General features: G+C 68.3%; 17 protein-coding genes. 10 read left to right on the forward strand and 7 right to left on the reverse strand.

Annotated features, from left to right (window positions below):
• Positions 1–12: 12 nt before the first annotated feature.
• The 6 genes from DAT35_RS51045 (at position 13) to DAT35_RS51070 (ending at position 6,689) form a co-directional block, all read left to right on the forward strand.
• Complete coding sequence (locus DAT35_RS51045; RefSeq protein WP_199243253.1) at positions 13–1,002, forward strand: ABC transporter ATP-binding protein; 990 nt, start codon at positions 13–15, stop codon at positions 1,000–1,002.
• On the forward strand, positions 999–2,030 hold the full coding sequence (locus DAT35_RS51050) for an ABC transporter ATP-binding protein (protein WP_108076764.1): 1,032 nt from the start codon (positions 999–1,001) through the stop codon (positions 2,028–2,030). Before DAT35_RS51045 ends, DAT35_RS51050 begins: the two co-directional genes overlap by 4 nt.
• A 1-nt stretch (position 2,031) precedes the next feature.
• A complete protein-coding gene (locus DAT35_RS51055) occupies positions 2,032–2,439 on the forward strand; it encodes a DUF2085 domain-containing protein (RefSeq protein ID WP_108076765.1) in 408 nt (135 codons plus the stop codon).
• Between the two features lie 108 nt (positions 2,440–2,547).
• Entirely contained in the window at positions 2,548–4,380 is a 1,833-nt protein-coding gene (locus DAT35_RS51060; RefSeq protein ID WP_108076766.1) for a CocE/NonD family hydrolase, read from the forward strand.
• A 240-nt stretch (positions 4,381–4,620) separates the two neighbouring features.
• Positions 4,621–5,253: an RNA polymerase sigma factor gene (locus DAT35_RS51065; RefSeq protein WP_108076767.1), complete on the forward strand. Its 633-nt coding sequence runs from the start codon at positions 4,621–4,623 to the stop codon at positions 5,251–5,253.
• Positions 5,250–6,689 (forward strand): anti-sigma factor, encoded by a 1,440-nt coding sequence (locus DAT35_RS51070; protein WP_108076768.1) that lies wholly within the window; start codon positions 5,250–5,252, stop codon positions 6,687–6,689. Before DAT35_RS51065 ends, DAT35_RS51070 begins: the two co-directional genes overlap by 4 nt.
• A gap of 45 nt (positions 6,690–6,734) precedes the next feature.
• On the opposite strand, the gene DAT35_RS51075 is transcribed toward DAT35_RS51070, so the two are convergent.
• Genes DAT35_RS51075 through DAT35_RS51105 form a run of 7 tightly spaced genes read right to left on the reverse strand, consistent with a single transcriptional unit; the run spans position 6,735 to position 13,345 of the window.
• Complete coding sequence (locus DAT35_RS51075; RefSeq protein WP_108076769.1) at positions 6,735–7,487, reverse strand: hypothetical protein; 753 nt, start codon at positions 7,485–7,487, stop codon at positions 6,735–6,737.
• Positions 7,484–7,711, reverse strand: coding sequence for a hypothetical protein (locus DAT35_RS51080; RefSeq protein WP_108076770.1), 228 nt, complete (start codon positions 7,709–7,711; stop codon positions 7,484–7,486). The genes DAT35_RS51075 and DAT35_RS51080 overlap by 4 nt, the downstream gene beginning before the upstream one ends.
• Complete coding sequence (locus DAT35_RS51085) at positions 7,708–8,502, reverse strand: hypothetical protein (protein ID WP_108076771.1); 795 nt, start codon at positions 8,500–8,502, stop codon at positions 7,708–7,710. Before DAT35_RS51085 ends, DAT35_RS51080 begins: the two co-directional genes overlap by 4 nt.
• Positions 8,499–9,221 (reverse strand): hypothetical protein, encoded by a 723-nt coding sequence (locus DAT35_RS51090; protein ID WP_233262198.1) that lies wholly within the window; start codon positions 9,219–9,221, stop codon positions 8,499–8,501. Before DAT35_RS51090 ends, DAT35_RS51085 begins: the two co-directional genes overlap by 4 nt.
• On the reverse strand, positions 9,212–10,360 hold the full coding sequence (locus tag DAT35_RS51095; protein ID WP_108076772.1) for a TadE/TadG family type IV pilus assembly protein: 1,149 nt from the start codon (positions 10,358–10,360) through the stop codon (positions 9,212–9,214). Before DAT35_RS51095 ends, DAT35_RS51090 begins: the two co-directional genes overlap by 10 nt.
• 8 nt (positions 10,361–10,368) lie before the next feature.
• Positions 10,369–12,363 carry a pilus assembly protein TadG-related protein gene (locus tag DAT35_RS51100; protein WP_108076773.1) on the reverse strand — a complete coding sequence of 665 codons (1,995 nt, stop codon included), beginning with the start codon at positions 12,361–12,363 and terminating at the stop codon, positions 10,369–10,371.
• A gap of 4 nt (positions 12,364–12,367) precedes the next feature.
• Positions 12,368–13,345, reverse strand: a complete 978-nt coding sequence (locus DAT35_RS51105) for a TadE/TadG family type IV pilus assembly protein (protein ID WP_233262199.1) — start codon at positions 13,343–13,345, stop codon at positions 12,368–12,370.
• 279 nt (positions 13,346–13,624) lie between these two features.
• On the opposite strand from DAT35_RS51105, the gene cpaB reads away from it, so the two are divergent.
• From cpaB to DAT35_RS61545, 4 genes are read left to right on the forward strand one after another with little or no spacing between them, the layout of a single operon-like run.
• The gene (gene cpaB / locus DAT35_RS51110; protein ID WP_108076775.1) at positions 13,625–14,449 is read left to right on the forward strand and encodes a Flp pilus assembly protein CpaB; all 825 of its coding nucleotides are present in this window, start codon (positions 13,625–13,627) and stop codon (positions 14,447–14,449) included.
• Between the two features lie 47 nt (positions 14,450–14,496).
• Complete coding sequence (locus tag DAT35_RS51115) at positions 14,497–15,342, forward strand: type II secretion system F family protein (RefSeq protein WP_108076776.1); 846 nt, start codon at positions 14,497–14,499, stop codon at positions 15,340–15,342.
• Positions 15,343–15,352: 10 nt separating this feature from the next.
• Positions 15,353–16,243 (forward strand): type II secretion system F family protein, encoded by an 891-nt coding sequence (locus DAT35_RS51120; protein ID WP_108076777.1) that lies wholly within the window; start codon positions 15,353–15,355, stop codon positions 16,241–16,243.
• A 34-nt stretch (positions 16,244–16,277) separates the two neighbouring features.
• Positions 16,278–18,089 (forward strand): FHA domain-containing protein, encoded by a 1,812-nt coding sequence (locus DAT35_RS61545; protein WP_233262206.1) that lies wholly within the window; start codon positions 16,278–16,280, stop codon positions 18,087–18,089.
• Positions 18,090–18,103: the final 14 nt, after the last annotated feature.

Below are 18,103 nucleotides of genomic sequence, written 5' to 3' on the forward strand. Positions count from 1 at the left end.
GCCGTGAGCCCCATGCCCGAGCCCCTTCTCGACGTCCGTGGACTGAGGACCCAGCTCTCCCTGGAAGAGGGGCCGGTCCTGGCCGTGGACGACGTGTCGTTCTCCATCGCGCCTGGCGGCACGCTGGGCGTAGTGGGGGAGAGCGGCTGTGGCAAGAGCCTCACCGCGCTCTCGGTGATGAGGCTGGTGCCGGAGCCGCCCGGCCGGGTCGTAGGCGGGCAGATCCGCTTCCAGGGCGAGGACCTGCTCGCGCTCCCCGAGGGGAAGATGCGCCGCATGCGCGGGCGCCACCTCTCGATGGTGTTCCAGGAGCCGATGACCTCGCTCAACCCCGTCTACACGGTGGGCGAGCAGATCGCCGAGGGGGTGCGGCTGCACCAGGGTCTGTCTCGGGCCGCCGCGCGCGAGCACGCGGTGGAGATGCTGCGGCAGGTGGGCATCCCCGCTCCCGAGCAGCGCGTGGACAGCCATCCGCATCAGCTCTCCGGCGGCATGCGCCAGCGGGTGATGATCGCCATGGCGCTCGCGTGCGGCCCGGAGCTGCTCATCGCGGACGAGCCCACCACCGCGCTGGACGTCACCATCCAGGCGCAGATCCTGGAGCTGCTCAAGCGGTTGCAGGCGGAGCGCCGCATGGCGGTGATGCTCATCACCCATGACTTGGGCGTGGTGGCCGAGAGCTGTGACGCGGTGGTGGTGATGTACGCGGGGCGCGTGGTGGAGCGGGCCCCGGTGAAGGCGCTCTTCCGTCAGCCGGCGCACCCGTACACGGCGGGGTTGCTGCGCTCCATTCCGGCGCTCCAGGAGACGGGCGGGGCGGAGCGTCCCCGGTTGAAGACGATTCCGGGCATGGTGCCGAGCCTCCGCCGGTTGCCCGGCGGTTGCCGTTTCCGCGACCGTTGCGAGCGAGCCCTGGAGGTATGCGCGCGGGTGGAGCCGGTGCTGGAGCCCAAGCGCGAGGGCCAGGAGGCCGCGTGCCACAACCCGGTGCCCGCGCCATGACCGAGCCCCTGTTGCAGGTGCGTGACGTGAAGACGCACTTTCCGGTGCGCGGTGGGCTGCTGGGGCGCGTGCGGGGCACCGTGAAGGCGGTGGACGGGGTGGGCTTCGACGTGCGGCGCGGCGAGACGCTCGGGTTGGTGGGCGAGAGCGGTTGCGGCAAGAGCACCCTGGGGCGGACGCTGTTGCGGCTCGTGGAGCCCACGGCTGGCTCCATCCGCTTCGAGGGCCGGGAGCTGACGGGCCTCTCCCCGCGTGAGCTGCGCCCCTTGAGGCGGCGGATGCAGCTCGTCTTCCAGGATCCGTACGCCTCGCTCAACCCGCGCATGTCGGTGCGCGACATCCTGGGCGAGCCCTTCGCCATCCACGGACTGGAGCGAGGCCCCGAGCGCGAGGCGAAGGTGGCTGGGTTGCTGGACCTGATGGGCCTGCCGCGCGACGCGCTGGACCGCTATCCGCACGAGTTCTCGGGGGGACAGCGCCAGCGCATCGGCATCGCCCGGGCCATCGCGCTGCGGCCGGACCTGGTGGTCGCCGACGAGCCCATCAGCGCGCTCGACGTCTCCATTCAGGCGCAGATCGTCAACCTGCTGGTGGACCTGCAGCGCGAGCTGGGACTCACCTACGTCTTCATCGCGCACGACCTGAAGATCGTCGAGTACGTCTCCACCCGTGTGGCGGTGATGTACCTGGGCCGCATCGTGGAATTGGCGGACGCGGCGGACCTCTACCGGAGGCCGCGCCATCCGTACACCCAGGCGCTGCTGTCGGCCGTGCCGGTGCCGGACCCCGAGCGCAAGCGGACGCGCATCATTCTTCAAGGGGACGTGCCGTCTCCGCTCGCACCGCCGCCCGGGTGTCCCTTCCACCCGCGCTGCCCGCATGCCATGGAGCGGTGCCGGCGCGAGACGCCACCGCTGTATGCGTTGGGAAACGGGCACACCGCCGCGTGCTTCCTGGTTGAGGACGACGCGCGCAAGACCACTCCGGGCGGGCCAGAGGCTGGCGCGCTCCGGGACTCGGGAGGGTAGGGTGTTCTGGCTCAGCCACCACCACGAGGACGAGTACAACCGCACGTACCTGCTCGGTGGAGTCCGGGTGTGCGCGCGCTGTCTGGGGACGTACCCGGTGCTGCTCGCCGTGATGGTGGGCCTCTTCAAGGCTCGCGCACCCTTGGTGTGGAGCTGGGATGTGCCGGTGGTGCTCGGGCTCACGGTGCCAGCGCTCGTGGACTGGGCGGTGGGCCGCTTCCGTCCCGCCAGTGGCTCCAATGCGGTTCGCACTCTCACCGGAGTGCTGCTGGGCATGGCGCTCGGGCGCTCGTTGTTCGTCCACGTCCAGCGGCCCCTGCCGGCGGTGCTGGTGTGGCAGGCGGTCCTCGTGACTGTGGTCGCGCTCCCTGTCTTCCTCATCACTTCCCGAGGGCCGAAGCGCGGGTAGGCCCGACGTTCCCTCCGAAGCCCGGACTGCGTGCCCTGGCCGGGCCTTGATTCGAGGGTCCTGGCGGGGTTCTCTCCTGTCCGAGCGACCTCGCTCGGGAAATTCGACATGAAAAGCCTCCGCTCGTGGACCCGATGGGGTCTTCTGCTCCTCCTGGGTTGTATGGCCAGCGCCTGTGGCCTCGTGCGCAATGCAGTCCAGGCGGACCGCCGGGACTCGCATCACCTTCCAGCCTTCACCCACCGGGCGGGTGCCTGGCGCACCGAGCGGGTGCGGATGCGCGATGGGGTGGAGCTGTCCACCCGCATCCTGCTGCCCGAGGGCGTGGAGCGCGCACCGGTGGTGCTCATCCGCAACCCCTACGACATCCGCTTCCTCTTCGAGCTGGACTGTGACCTGTTCGCCCGCTACGGCATGGGCTGCGTCCTCCAGGACGTGCGTGGGCGGCTCGACAGCGGCGGTGAGTGGTGGCCCCTGGTGAACGAGATCGCCGACGGCGAGGACACGCTGCGCTGGCTCGTGCAGCAGCCCTTCATCGACGGCCACGTCGCGCTCTACGGCATGTCGTACCTCGGAGGGACCGCGCTCGCGGCCACGGCCGGGCAGCTCCCGGTGGAAGTGAAGACGGTGGTCGTCACCGTGTTCGGCACCGACCTGCGCGAGGTGGTCTCCGAGCGAGGGCTGATGACCCACGAGCTGCTGACGGCGTGGGCGGCCTACATGCCGGGGCGCGAGTCGACGAGCAATGCAGGGGCCGCGTACCGGAAGATGCTCTCGCATCGGCCCCACCTCGAGGCCGATGTCGCGAGCTTCGGTGCCCCGCTTCCCTTCTACCGCGAGTGGTTGACCTCCCTGGGTCCTGGAGGGCCGTTGTGGCAGCGCTCGGAGACCGAGGCGCTGCGCCAGAGCCCGGGGCACCTCGGGATTCCGATGCTCCTCATTGGAGGGTTCGACGATCCCTTCCTCCCGGCGACCCTGCGCACCTGGGAGTCGCTCGCCACCCGGGACCAGAGCGTCATGGTGGTGGGCCCGTGGAACCACCTGGGACAACAGAGCGGTGCCGTGAAGGTCTCGGGCGTCACGGACGACCTGGCTCAGTGGGGAGCGGTGATTCCCTGGCTGCGCCACACACTCCAGGGCGTGCCCTTGCCCTATGACACCGGGCGTGTTCGCGTCGCGGGGCATGGGGACTCGGGCTTCCGCGAGCTGCCCGCATGGCCTCCTCCCACGCAAGAGCAGGTGCTCTACCTGGATGCGAGGCAGGCGCCCGCGGCACCGGGGGCCTGTGCCTCCTCCTCGCTGAGTGCCGAGCCGGCCGCCACGGAGGCGGAGCGGAGCTACCGCTATGACCCGCGCGAGCCGTGGAGGAGCGAGGGCGGCGCGCGAGGAATCGCGTTCGCCTTCCTGCGAGGGGACGGCGTCAAGCCCGGGCCCGTGGAGCAGACCTGGCCGTGCTCGCGTCAGGACGTGCTGCGCTTCCTGGGCCCCGAGGCTTCCGGTGACATGCGCATCGCGGGCCGAGCGCGGTTGCGCCTGCGCGTGCGCTCGAGCGCGGAGGACACCGCCTTCGTCGCCAAGCTCGTCGACGTGGACGCCCGAGGGCGCGCGCTCCACGTGACGGACGGCGCGGCGACCCTGCGCTGGCCCACCGTCGAGACTCCGGCACTCGTGCCCTACGTGCCGGGCAGCGAGCGCGAGGTGGAGATCGACTTCTATCCCGCCTCCTGGGTGCTCTCGAAGGGACACCGGCTGGGGGTGTGGGTGTCCTCGTCGAGCCATCCCATGCTGTCGGTGCACTTGAACACGGCGCGCCCCTGGTACGAGGAGACGACGCCCGTGGTGGCCGCGCAGACCGTGGTGCTCGGTGGCGAGGGCGCTTCGCGGCTCATCGTTCCAACCGAGACCGAGGTTCCGGCCACGCCTGTCTCCTCGGCGCGTTGAACAGCCGGTGTCGCCCATCCGCCGGTGCCGCCGCCGGACATGCCCGCTCGGCTGCTCGCCGTGCACCTGCGTGCGGAAACCCTGCCGGTGCTCGCGCTGGCCTGATGACAGGGACTTCGCTCCCTGTCATTCTCGCCACTTACAGAGGGCCAAAATACGTGTAGACCCGATTCGTCCTTCGCCCGTTGAGATGCGGGAGGGAAGGGCGAGGACAGGCACGAGGGGCCCTGAAACGGGGGAGTGTTGGGACCGGAGACCTCAGACGAACGGCTGATGCTCGCCTTCCGGGCGGGGGATGCACGTGCGTTCGAGGTGTTGGTGCGCAAGCACCGGACACCGGTGTTCAACTTCATCCTCCGCTTCACAGGCCACCGTGCTCGGGCGGAAGACGTGCTTCAGGAGACGTGGCTGAAGGTGGTGCGGAGCGCCTCGGAGTACGAGGCGAAGGCGAAGTTCACCACCTGGCTCTACACGATTGCGAGGAACCTCTGCGTGGACAGCGCGCGCAAAGAGAGCTACCGGCAGGCGACCTCGCTGGAGGCGTCTGTGACGGGCGCCGAGGGCGACGAGGGCCGGCCCCTGGGTGAGTCCCTCCCCGACGAGGGTGCCAGCCCCGAGCGCGGCGCCTACAACGCCCGCGTGCGGCCGTTGCTGGAGCGCGCGCTGGCCGGCCTCCCGGAGGAGCAGCGCGAGGTGTTCGTCCTGCGCGAGTACAGCGGCGTCCCCTTCAAGGAAATCGCCGAGGTGACGGGTGTGTCCGAGAACACGGTGAAGAGCCGCATGCGCTACGCCCTCGAGGGCCTGCGCCGGCGCCTGGCCGAGCTCGGAGTCGACGGCGACCTGGCCGAGGACGGAAGGACGGTGGCGGGATGAAGCCCCAGGGTGCCCACGCACACGAGGATCGGCTGCTGGACTTCGTCTATGGCGAGCTCCCGCCCGCCGAGGCCCGGCTGGTGGAGCAGCACGTCGAAGGCTGCTCGCGATGCTCGGAGACCCTCGACGGTATCCGGGGCGTGCGCACCACCATGTCCCGGTTGCCGCTGGAGTCCGCGCCGGACACGGGGTTGGAGTCCCTGTTGGCGTACGCGCAGCAGTCCGCGCGCCGGTCCGCGGCGGGTCCCGCTCCGGCTGCTCGCTGGTGGCGCCGCCTGCTCGCGCCCGCCCTGGGTGTGGCGGCCATGAGTGTCCTCGGGGTCGTCGTCGTCCAGGTGAACCGCGACGTGGACCTCAGCCCCGCTCTCAAGAAGGAGGCCGCGCAGGAACAGGCTCCTCGCCCCAAGGTTGTATCGGCGGACGAGCTGGCAACGCCCCCGGCGCCCGCGCCCACGGGCGCCCCGGTGACCGCCGAGGCCGAGACGTATCAAAACGCGCTCGACGATAAGTCCAAGTCCCGCGACATGTTGAAGCGCGCCGAGGCCAAGCCGACGAAGCTGGCGCCGCCCAAGTCGGTGCGCCTCCCCTCGAGGGCGGACTGGTCCAACGCGGGGAGCGGTGGCGGATTCCCGCCCAAGAAGGACGTGGCGGCTGGCGATGCGGAGTCGATCACCTACGAGGGGCGAGGGGCCAAGGGGTCGTTGAAGCTCGAGAGCGACATGGCCGTTGGCAAGAGCCTGCCCTCCGTGTCGACCGCGCGCCGTGCCGAGCCCGCTCCGCCGGAAGCCCTGGCGGAGGCGGCGGGACCCGCGCCACGAGAGCTTCGTGCTGAGGAGAGCCAGGCCGCGCAGTACGGGGCGCCTGCTCCAAGGCAGGAGATCTCTGGCTCAGCCTCACGTTCGGCGCCGATGGCGAGCAAGGACTCGGCGGATGACCTGGTGCAGCAGGCTCCTGGGCACGCTCAGGCGCCGAGCGCCGCGCCGCCTCCACCACCCCCTGTCACCCAGTCCCAGCCTCCCGCGGCCGCAACCAGCTCCTTCGCGCAGACGGAGCGTGTGGAAGCCAAGAAGGCCGCCAATGTGGCGCAGAAGCCCCGCGAGAAGTCGGCCGGGACGCCTGTCCCTCTCTCGGCGCTGTTGCGGCAGGCGGATGAAGCCAGACGCTCGGGGAACAGGGACGAGGAGGCGGCCATGCTGCGCGCGGCGCTGGCTGCTGGGGTCCAGGGGTCGCAGCTGGTGGATGTGCTCTCCCGGTTGTGTGATGCGGATTTCGCGCTGGGCAACCGGCGGAGTGCCATCGAGAACTGCAATCGGGTGATGAGAATCGCACCCGGCTCGAGCGAGGCCAACGTGGCGCAGCGCCGTCTGAAGCGCGAGCAGGCCCTCATGGACGAGGCCGACAGCGAGTCCAAGGCTGGTTCCCCCGTGACGCAGTAGAGCGACACCTACCGGAAGGCGGGGCCGAGGAGCATCGCTGCCACGTCACCGTGCGTCGTGCGCGTTCTCATCAGGATGCTGCGGGAGGTCCGGATTGAAGGCGCCGCGGAAGACGATGGGCTCTCCCCCCGGCTCTCGCAGGGGCCAGGACTCGCCCGAGAGCGACACGCCGACGGGATGGAGCTCATAGGCCACCCCTCCCTCCAGGACATGAAGCAGGAGCGTGCCGGGAGGCGCATCCACGGGGAGCGCGTCTGGCGAATCCACCTTCCGGACGAGGAAGGGCAGGGGCTCGAACGAGCGCGTACGCACCGGGGTCGGTGCTCCTTGCGAGACCTGCTCCAGCGCCGCCTGCCAGGAGCCCACATCCTCGGGGGCGGCACCCTGGGCCTGCATCGTGTCGGCCATCCGGCGGTGGAGCTCTTGCGCCACCTGGAGGATCTTCAGGTTGGCCGAGTGGGCGCTCCGTCCCACGCCAACACCTTCGCGGTTGCCCCACAGGGAGAGCACCAGGGCGCCGAGGATGAGCAGGGACCAGTGCAGCCGTGCGCTGTGCCCGCGCATGAACCGCACCAGCACGACCGCCATGCCCACCACCGCCGCGAGCATGGCCACCAGCAGCTCCAGACGAGGCGAGGGTCCGGAGTGAAAGGGCTGGAGCTGGGTGCGGATCAGGTGCTCCACCTCCGGCCAGTCCGCCGCGAGACAGATCGCGGTGAAGCCTCCGAAGACGATCCCATGGATGGCCCGGAGCGCGAGCGGGGAGCGGGGCTGCGAGCCCGGAGGGGATGGCTTCACGGGAACGGCAGGTTCAGCACAAAATAGAACGAGTCGTAATAGATCTGGTACGCGCGCAGGAAGGCGTCGATGACGTTCATCTCCTGCTTTCCGCTACCGAAGTTGACGTTCATCGCCACGATGAGCGCGACGACGAGCGCATAGTTGAGGAAGGAGTACTCCACCATTGCCTGTCCGCGGCGGCGACGACGGCGGAGTTGGGGGCGGGGGGCGGGGGTCTTCATGGGGGGGTCACCTCCGTACCCGAAGCGGTACCAGACTCTGGCGGGAGTTGGAAGTGGGGGGGCAGATGACTGGCCGGCTCCAGGGTCATCTTCTTGTCGCCCGGGGCGGGAGGCACCATTCGAGGCTGGGCGTCCACGCCGTAGTCACGGACCTCGAGGGTGTACCGTATGGGCGGAAACTCGAGCTTCGCCAGGCGAAGGATGGGGACCTCCCGGCTGACCCAGTAGCGCTTGAGGACGAGCTGCCGGTGGCGGACCTCCAGGGGCTCGGCGGTGACCGTGCCCGCGAGCGTCATGAGCCGCGCGGGCCTGCCCCGGCTCACGGTGGAACCCTGCTCCGCGGACAGCCGTGGCGAGGGCGGCGGAAGGGGAGGGCGGGACGGGTTCCCGGGCGAGCCGAGGAAGAAGGGCAGGGCATCCGGAGCTACCTCCTGCAACTTTTCGAATCCCTGGGTGACGAGCAGTCGGGAGACTCCTTCCGCGCGCAGCCCCGTGTCGCGGGCCACCAACATGAGGAACTGCGCCAGCGGGGCTTTCAGCTCCGCGTGTTGACCGAGCTCCAGCTCCACCCAGACCGCGTCCCGGCCCTGGGAGTCCTTCTGCTCGGCGACGACGGCCAGACGCAGGAAGCCCTGCTGGGGGCCTCCGTCCATCTGGTACGTCACCCACTCGCCCACTCGCGCGTCCAGCCGCTCGGGAGTGGCCTCGAAGAGCATCCGCCCCTCGCGCGACAGCCCGGAGGGAGCGGCGCCCATCAGCGCAAGGGCCAGGACACAGACGAGCGCGCTCATGGCTTCTTCTCCCGCCCCAGGTGGGCGCCGGGCCGATCCGTCGCCACCCATGTTTGCGAGACAGCCACCCGCGTGGGTTCCAGCTCCACCAGCGTGATGAGTATCTGCTCGGCCCCTCGGGCGTGCTCGAGAACGAGGGTGCGCTGTCCATCCAGCCGGCCCCCGGACTCCCGCACCGGCGTGTAGCCCCCGGCGGTGAAGCGCGTGACGAGCTCCTGGCGCACCGCATCCATGCCGCGCTCCACCACCTGCGTGCGGTGCAGCGAGCCTCCGGCCTCGTCCCGAGCGCCCACCTCCGCGCTGAAGAGCGCGCCCTCCACCTGGATGAAGGGCTGCTTGCCCGCATCGGGAGGCTTCTCGTACAGCCAGAGGTCCTTGAGCACGGTGAAGCCCACGGTCTTTCCCAGGTGGCCGCGGAGCACCACGGCTCGCTGGAGCCCCTCGCGCGTGGAGAAGGCCGACACCACGGCCTCCTGCTTCAGGTCTCCATTCACGACGACCGGGTAGCCCTGCTTCGTCCAGGAGTCATGGAAGTACTTCGCCACCTTCACCAGGGAGTCCGTCGTGGTGAAGTAGGCCATGCGGTGGTACTGGCCGCCGATGAGCAGATCCTGGCCGATCCGCGTGTGCACGACGCCGGGGTAGACCGCGAGCTCCTGTTCCGCGCGCACGGGAGCGGCCCACAGCAGGATCAGGAGGGAGAAGACACCTACTCGCATGGGATCCTCTGCGCGTTCTTGTCCAGGGACGCTCGGGGATCGAGGTCTGGCAGGTTGGGCATGTCCGCCTGGGCGTGCTTGCAGCCCATGAAGTTGCCCCCGCGAGCCCGGAACATCTTCCGGTAGAGGGAGTGGTCGTACTCCTGGGTGTCGCGGAACGGGGCGGTGTCGAAGCAGCGCTGGGCGGGGTCGTCCAGGCCGGGGTAGGTGTTCAGGTTGTTGAGGCCCATGGGCGCGCCATGCCGGGTCTTGTTGCAGCCGCGAGCGCTCTCTCCGGGCACGTAGTTGTGGGACACCACGAAGGTGCCCGCGAAGTCGGGGAAGATGAATCGGGCCACGGCATCGAGCCGACCCAGTCCCACCTGGTCCAGGTAGCTTCCCACGCCCAGGAACTTCATCCGGCCCACCTGCAGGGAGAGTCCGTGCGGGGAGCCGCCGTCGTGGACGCCAGCCCGCTTGGATTTCATCAGGGCATCTCCTCCGTCGGGCAGGTGCCAGCCGTTGGCGATGAGGGTGTAGCGGCTCTTCACGGGCAGATGGCTCAGGTCCCTGCCGCCCCAATTGTCCACGTCGAAGAAGCCGTGCTGCTCCTTCTGCAGGTAGCGCCGGGGCAGCATGTGGCTGGCGAGTGTGCTGGTGACCTCCACCTCCACCTGCCCCTGGGTATTGAAGCGGAAGCGCTCCAGGAAGAAGTCGAGTGGCTTGCCCACCGCGGCAGCCTCCTCGGGGCGGGTGCCTCCTGCGCCACCGGGAAAGACGCGGCTCAGGTCGAGGCCCGCCACGGCCTGGTTCCGGATGCTCACCTGCGCGGGCTCGGCGCGCAGCAGGGTGCCGAAGCGGCCCTCGGGCTCGAGGGAGTCGAGGTCCTTGTATCGCTCGGCGGCCTCCTTCACCGAGGCCTGCCTGGCGACCTCGAAGGCCTTGCCGTGGTCCGCCGTGGCGTAGTCGCTCAGGGTGTAGCTGCTCATCTCCCAGGCGGCATAACGGCTGGCCTCCTGCAGTTTGAGCCTCGCGCGGATGACGTCGCTCAGGAAGACGCTGAACATCAGGAGGGAGACGAGCAGTGGCACCACGAGCGCGAGCTCGACGATGGCGGCACCTCGCCGGAGGGCCTTCGTATGTACACGGGGTCGGAGCATGGCGGGTCTCAGTGGGTGATGAGCTTCGTGGGCGTTTCCCGGAGCTCGTCCGGCAGTGCATCCGTCATCGTGCCGATCAACGGCAGCGAGTCCTTGCCCTGCCAGACGGCCGCCAGCCGAGGTCGCCAGTACGGGTTGAAGAAATTGGGCTGCTCGGTCCAGTTGCCGGGCCGGTGGTAGTACGTCTGGCCACGTGAGATGACGGTCATCCCCGACGCCAGCCCGAGGCCACCGAGCTCCAGCGTCTTGCGATCATTCTTCAGGTCCAGCGTCTCGGGCGACTTGTCGAAGGCGAAGGTGAGCCTGCCTCGGGCGTTGAGCTGGCCCGGGGTGTTGCGGAACGCCTCGGGTCTCTTGTTGAGGATCACCCACGTGGAGGGCTGATTGAAGTCGTCCCGGCGTTCGGCCATGGCGGCGATGCTGGGGGTCTCGTTCATGCCTTGGGTGCAGTCCTTCGCGTAGTCACCCGGCTCGAAGTGCGGGAAGGGCGCCAGACCCTGCCAGGGGTGGTTGCGGTCCTTCGGGTCGATGCGGACGTTGGCCACGTACACGGACATCTCGAAGAGGCACGTGCCGGCGAGCCTCGCGAGGCAGGACTTGGACTCGTAGAGGCCCACGTTCCGGTCCTCCTGCTTCGAGGCTTCTCCGGGAAACACCACCCGCCAGTGGATGCCTCCCTCGCGCAGGTCCGTGCGGCTCATGGCCCAGATGCTGGTCTTGAGCGTGTCGTTCTTGTTCCCGCGCGGGTCGCCCCAGCAGTCGCGCCACGTCCGCGGATCCTTCGCGCCAGGCTGCCTGGGGCAGCGGAAGGGGTTGAGGAGCTGGACACCCCCCATGTCGACAGAGGCCGGTCCCGGGAACTGGATGGAGTAGGGGTCATCCGCCCCGATGACGTCGCCCTGGGCGAGCATTCCCATGGGGAGATGGGGCAGGTCTCTCGACTCGCGGATGCTGTTGCGGCTCCTGGAGGCCTTGCCGCGGGTCGCCTCCATGCCGCCATGGCCGAGCCGGTAGCTGAGGAAGCGCGTCTGGCCCCACTTGGGGAAGTCGTCGAGCACGGTCTTCAGTGGCTCGAGCCATCTGGGGATGGGCATGAGGCTCCCCAGTTGCCGGTTCGTGACCATCGTCTCCGGGCAGGCGCCGCCCTTCGCGTCGCAGGGGAAGCGCGTGGCGTTGGTGATGCCCGCCATCACCCGCTTGGCACGAGCGACCTTGTCGGACTCGCCATGCTTCGTGGGATCCAAGGGCGCGAAGGGGTCGACCGGGCTCGAGGGCGTGCCGTTGGCTTCCTTGAAGTGCGCGCGGTTGTAGAGGCACTGGTTGATGGTCCCCGCCAGTGTCTGCGGGACGAGCGAGTCCACGTCGGGATCGTTCGCCGCGATGATGGCGTTGGACGTGCCCATCACGTACGAGGACGTGGACAGCATCACCGCGGTGGCCGCGCCCGCCATCACCGAGTTGAGCGCCCGATGTCCGGGGACCACCACCCTGCCGATGGCCCGATCGATGGGCTCCATCACCGGCTTCATGATGAGCAACATCCCCTTGAGCACCGTGAAGACGAGTTCCAGCGCCTGCATCACCCCGTTGATGGCGGGGATGTGGTCGAGGAGGGTGCAGACGGCCGTCCAGAAGACGCCGTCCCGGCTGTCCCTGGGGAAGCAGGGGCCGATGGTTCGCATGAACCCGTAGAGGTCCGTCAGGAAGGCCTGCACGGAGAACAGGAACGAGTCCAGCGACTGCCACATCATCGCCGACACATAGTGGGACACCTGCGTGCGGTTGGTGAACGCGTAGAAGTTGAACGCACGCGCTTCCATGGCCGCCGTGGAGTACGCCGCCGCGTCCGCCGTGTTCTGCAGGCGGATGCGCTCGTGCACTCCGTACCCGATGTTGACCGTCGTGATGAGCGCGATGCTCAGGATGAGCATCAGCACGCAGGCGAGCACCAGGGCCTGACCTTCCTGGCGCTCGAACCCCTGGCGAAGGGCGCGGGTCAGCATGGCGTCACATCCCCCAGTCCGGGTTCAAGTGCATCAGCCACTTGAAATAGAAGTTCGACTGCATCCGCATGCTGTAGGTGGCCGTCAGCGGGATGAAGTAGTGCCTGCCCTCCCGTCTCGAGAGGAGCGGGAGGGCGCCGGTGGCCAGTCCCCAAAGCACGGCCATCTCCGACCGGTAGAGCGTGTCGTAGCCGCGCTGGTGGGCCAGTCCGCGCACGGGCGCCAGGCCCACGTCGCGCGTCCCTCCCTTCCGGTGGGTGATGCGCGCCTTCGAATCCAGCGTGGGCCTGTCGAGGGCTCCACCCAACGCCATGCCCGCGTTGGCCGCCCACCACGAGGTGAAGATGAACCAGTTGGCGAAGGGCACCCGCAGCTCGTACCAGTAGCGCACCCGCACACTCAGCACGGTGGCCTTGCGGTAGACCTCCTCGTCATCGTCCGGCAGCGGGAGGTTGAAGAACTTCGCCAGCTTCGTCTCCAGCGCGGGCACCTGCGGGTAGGCGTCCGGCCCATCGAAGTCCAGCTCCTCCCAACTCATGGCCGAGCGCAGCTTCCACACGCTGCGCACCGGCGAGTACCAGGACGGGTTCACCGTATCGACGCGCACCTGTCCGAAGAGGTTGGCGCCGTTCACCGACGCCGGTACCACCGAGTCCTTCGTCGGCCAGGCCAGCAACTGCAGCGCCTCGTCCTGGCGCCGCGCCCGCGTCCACGTCCTGGCCAGGTTCGTCAGGTCGTCCGTGCGGCCCAGGGTGGGCAGCAGCGCCACGCGCGCCGCGTCCTGCATGCGCTCGTTGTTGCCGTTCCACACGATGCCCGCCCGAGCCGCGCAGTACGCCGCGTACTCGGTCATCAGCTTCGCGTGCTGCATCTGTGTCAGCTGCAGGAGGCCCAGGCCCAGCGAGACCATCAGCGGCAGCACCAGCGCCGACTCGACCGCGGCCTGTCCCGATTCCCTTTCCGGAGGGAGATGTTCACTCATGGACGCAGCCAGGAGCGACATTCGTGCCAGCGCTTGCGTCCGTCAGAAGCGCGTCCGGAAGGGGTGTCTCAGAGGGGAGATGACCCTGCCCACGTTCGGGACGGGAGCCCGCCAAACCGGAGGAGCCCGTCAGTCTTGAGACTGTGACTTTGACACTTTACGTGTCTGCCGGATAACATCCTACCTGCTGGTGCCCCGGGCCCCCACCTTGCAAAGCAGCTCCTCCACCTACGAGTTCCGCCCACCCGGGCGCCCCCCGCTTTTGGAGGTCTTCGAGAAATGTTGAAGGGAAAGACTCCGCTCTTTATCGCGCTGGGCCTCGGCCTGCTGGCCGGCATCATCGCGTGGTCCGCCATCAAGAAGAAGGAAGCGGACGTGCGCCGCGGTTGGAACCTGGTACCGGTGGTCGTCGCCTCCCAGGATATCCCCGAGGGCACCGTCATCTCCTTCGAGATGATCAACCAGCGCTCCGTTCCGGAGCAGTTCGTCACCTCCTCCGTGGTGAAGCCGGACTCGGCCACCTACGTGGTGGGCCAGAAGGTGCTGGTGGCGCTGCAGTCGGGCGATCCGCTGCTGTGGAGCCAGTTCGAGACCACCAAGGCCGCCGAGCGCCTCTCCACCAAGGTGCAGAAGAAGGTGCGCGCCATCACCATCGAGTCCAAGCCCACCACGTCCGTGGGCGGGTGGATCCGTCCCAACGATCACGTGGACGTGATTGGCACCTTCCGCGACCCGCAGACGGACGAGAACGTCGCCGTGACGCTGCTGCAGAACGTCATCGTGCTCGCCACGGGCAAGGTGACGGGCACCACGAACGTCAACCTCATCCCCGAGCACCAGCGCGAGTACACCAACATCACGCTGATGGTCATCCCCGAGGAAGCCGAAATCCTCACGCTGGCCAGCGAGCTGGGTAACCTCACGCTGTCGCTGCGCAACGAGGAGGACGTGGACATGATCGAAGAGCGTGGCCGCGCCACCATCAGCACGCTGCTGTCGGGCGAACGCACCCGCGTGCTCGAGGCCAAGCGCCGAGAGATCATCCAGATCATCAAGGGCGGCTCCTCCGAGAAGAGCGCGGTGGGCGCCGCGGGCGCTCCATAATCCCCGCCGTACTTCCTCCCCCCCGCAGCTGAAGGAAGTCCACGCGCATGCTGGCCGGAATCGTCCTACTTCTCGTCACCGGGTCGGTCTTCTTTTTCAGCCTGGTGATCTTCACCATCCTGGCGAAGGCCTACGAGCAGTACCAGGAGCGGTACGTCGTCAAGTCGATGAACGACTTGAGCGACATGTTCCTCTTCATCGATGCCCGTCAGCTGCTGGTGCTCAACATCGCCAGCATGTGCTTGTTGGGCATCCTGTCGTACATCATCTTCAACCCCATCCTGTGCGTGATAGCCACGATCTTCGGCTTCTTCCTGCCGATCATCCTGGTGAAGCACTACCGCAAGCGGCGCATCAAGAAGTTCAACGTGCAGTTGGTGGACGCGCTGCAGGCCATGGCCAACGCGTTCAAGGCGGGTCTCACGTTCCCGCAGGCCATCGAGCACGTGGCGCGCGAGGCGCAGCCGCCGCTGGCGCAGGAGTTCGGTCTCTTCGTGAAGGAAGTGAAGCTGGGCGTGCCGCTGGAGGAGGCCCTCATCAACATGGGCCGCCGCGTGGGCAGTGACGACCTGGAGCTGGTCGTCGTGGCCACCAACATCGCGCGCCAGCTCGGCGGCAACATGGCGGAGATGTTCGAGACCATCTCGAGCGTCATCCGCGAGCGCTTCCGGCTCGAGGGAAAGATCGACGCGCTCACCGCCCAGGGCAAGCTGCAGGGCTGGGTGGTGGCGGCCATGCCCGCCATCCTCGGCATCGTGCTCAACTACATGCGTCCGGACCTGATGGAGCCGATGATGGACCACTGGTTCGGTTATGTGCTCGTGACGGTCATCGCCATCATGGAAGTGCTCGGCGTGATCATCATCCGGCGCATCGTCAACATCGACATCTGAAGGAACGGCCGTGAGCGACCTCCTCACCGATACATTGATTGGGGGCTCGGCGCTGATGTTCGCGGCGTCCGCGGGCTTTGTCGGCATCACCGTCTACCAGAACTACTTCTCGAGCTTCGTGAACGAGCTCCGGGATGAGTCCGCTGGTGGCATGAAGGGCATCGGCTCGGTCACCATCCGCAAGCTCGGAGCACTCAACCGGCGGCTGATGTGGCCGGGCTACGAGTCCAAGATGCGCCGCAAGCTCATCAAGGGCGGCGAGCCCCAGGCCTTCAAGCCCGAGGACATCATGGCGCTGCAGGAGATCAGCGCCACGGTGGGTCTGCTGGCGGGCCTCATCCTGATGAACGCCGTCAACGAGAACCTGGCCTGGTCGCTCGTCCTGGCGGCGTTCGGCCTCTGGTACCCGCTCATCTGGGTGAATGACCAGGTGAAGAAGCGCCACCTGCAGATCTCCCGGGCTCTGCCCTACAGCCTGGACCTGTTGACGCTGTCGGTGGAGGCCGGTCTGGACTTCACCGGAGCGCTGGCCAAGGTGGTGGAGAAGGGCAAGGCGGGTCCGCTGCGCGAGGAGCTGCAGATCGTCCTCAAGCAGTTGAAGATGGGCAAGACGCGCGAGGAAGCGCTCAAGGCGATGATCCTCCGCGTGGATCTGCCCGCCCTCACCACCTTCGTCACCGCGCTCATCCAGGCGGACAAGATGGGCACCAGCCTCGGCAAGGTGCTGCGCATCCAGTCCACCCAGCTGCGCATCGACCGCACCCAGCGCGCCGAGAAGCTGGCGGGCGAGGCACCGGTGAAGATGCTCTTCCCGCTCATCGCGTGCATCTTCCCCACGGTGTTCATGGTCCTCTTCGGGCCCATCGTGTTCCAGTTCATGTTCGGAGACGTCGGGGGATAGTGCCCTGAGCTTCCAGCTCACCATCGCCAAGGGCCTGCAGCAGGGGAAGGAGCTTCTCTTCGAGCAGGACGAGATCAGCATCGGCCGCACCACGGACAACGATGTGGTGCTGCAGGACGGCGGTGTATCTCGCAAGCATGTGCGCATCCTGGATCGGCTCGGGCGCTACTTCGTCCAGGACATGGGCAGCTCCAATGGCACGCTGATCAACGACAGCCCGCTCTCTGGCGAGCACGAGCTGCGCAACGGGGATCGCATCTCCCTGGGGCCCGTGGAGTTCGTCTTCAAGGAGATCGCGGATCCGGACGGCGCCACCCAGCTCGAGCTGCCGACGGTGCAGGAGGATGACGACGTCACCCGGCCCATCCGCCGCAACACCCACGCGCTGTCGCGGGCGGAGACGGATGACGAGATGGTGGCTCCGATGTCGGAGTCCTCTCCGGTTGGTCCCGAGCCCTCGGGACCGCCCGTGTTGCATCCCGTGCCGGAGGGGAAGTCCCGGGCGGTGCTCTCCCGTGCGGAGACCGTGGGGGAGATGGAGGTCGTGGTGCCCCCGCCGGCGGCTCCTCCCTCCCGGCGCGAGACCTATGCGCCCGTGGCGCCCCGTCCCGAGCTGCGCGCACCGGTGGCCCCGGCCCGCCCCGAGCCCCGTGCTCCGGAGGCTCCCTCGCTCTCCGAGCAGAATACCGCGGTGGTTCTCCGTCCTGAGCCGCGTGCTCCGGAGGTCCCCTCGGAGCCCGAGCAGAATACCGCGGTGGTTGCCCGCCCCGAGCTCCGTGCTCCGGAGGCTCTCTCGCAGCCCGAGCAGAATACGGCGGTGGTTCCCCGGCCCGAGTCTCGTGTTCCGGCCAGGGTGGGCTCCGCTTCCGCCGCGCGTGCTTCGCGCGAAGCGTCTGGAGGTCTGTCCGCCGCGGACAAGGCCCGGCGCCGGCGCGAGCTGAGCGACACCCTGGGCGGCCAGCTCTCGCTGTGGTGGCTCGAGCTGCCTCGCGGCGGGAAGGGCGCGCTGCTCACCGTGGCGGTCTGTTTCCTGGTGGGCATGGTGGGCGCGCTCGCCGTCGCCTTCCGTCCTCAGCTGGAGGCGGGTTCCCGCGGGCCGGAGCCCAGGTCGTTGGGACTCCAGGTCCTGCCGGATTCGTTCGGCCTGGGGGAGGGTGTGACGTGGCCGCAGCCGGACATGAAGGCCTTCGACTTCGAGTTCGTCTCGCCTACTCGCGCGGTGGCCGTCCTGCGCTTCCAGGCCAGCGGTATCTCCAAGGAGGAGGTCTCCCTCACCGTCAACGCGGTGAACGTGGGCTGGGTGCCTCCGGATACGACCAACTCCTCGGAGCGGGAGATCCAGCAGATCCTCTCGCCGTCCGTGCTCAAGCGCAACGAGCTCAACCAGATCGTCTTCGACAACGTGCGCAATCCCCCGGGCGAGGACAGCTGGCGGGTGTGGAACCTGCGCCTGGAGGTCATCCCCGTGCCGGACCTGCGCCCGGAGGAGCTCCTGGAGGCGGCGCGCGGCTATGTGGCCAGGGCGCGCAACTTCTACGAGCGCCGGGACGTCGGCTCGGAGAACCTCTCCCTCGCCTGGGAGAACTACCGCTCGGCGTGGATTACCCTCGAGGCGCTGGACGACAAGCCCGACCTCTACCAGGACGTCCGCTTCATGCTGGGTCAGGTGGCGGCCGACCTGGACTTGAAGTGTGGGCAGCTGATGCTGGATTTCCAACGAAACATCCAGTTCAAGGAAAGAAAGCGGGCGGCCCAGGTGCTCGACGAGATCAACAGGCGCTTCCCTACAGCGGCGCATCGCTGCCACAATCTGGCGGCCGAGAAGGCCAGCGAGTACGGGCTGTGAGGCCCGTGCCCGGT

The sequence above is a fragment of the Vitiosangium sp. GDMCC 1.1324 genome (genome assembly GCF_003044305.1).
In the GTDB taxonomy this organism is placed as follows: domain Bacteria; phylum Myxococcota; class Myxococcia; order Myxococcales; family Myxococcaceae; genus Archangium.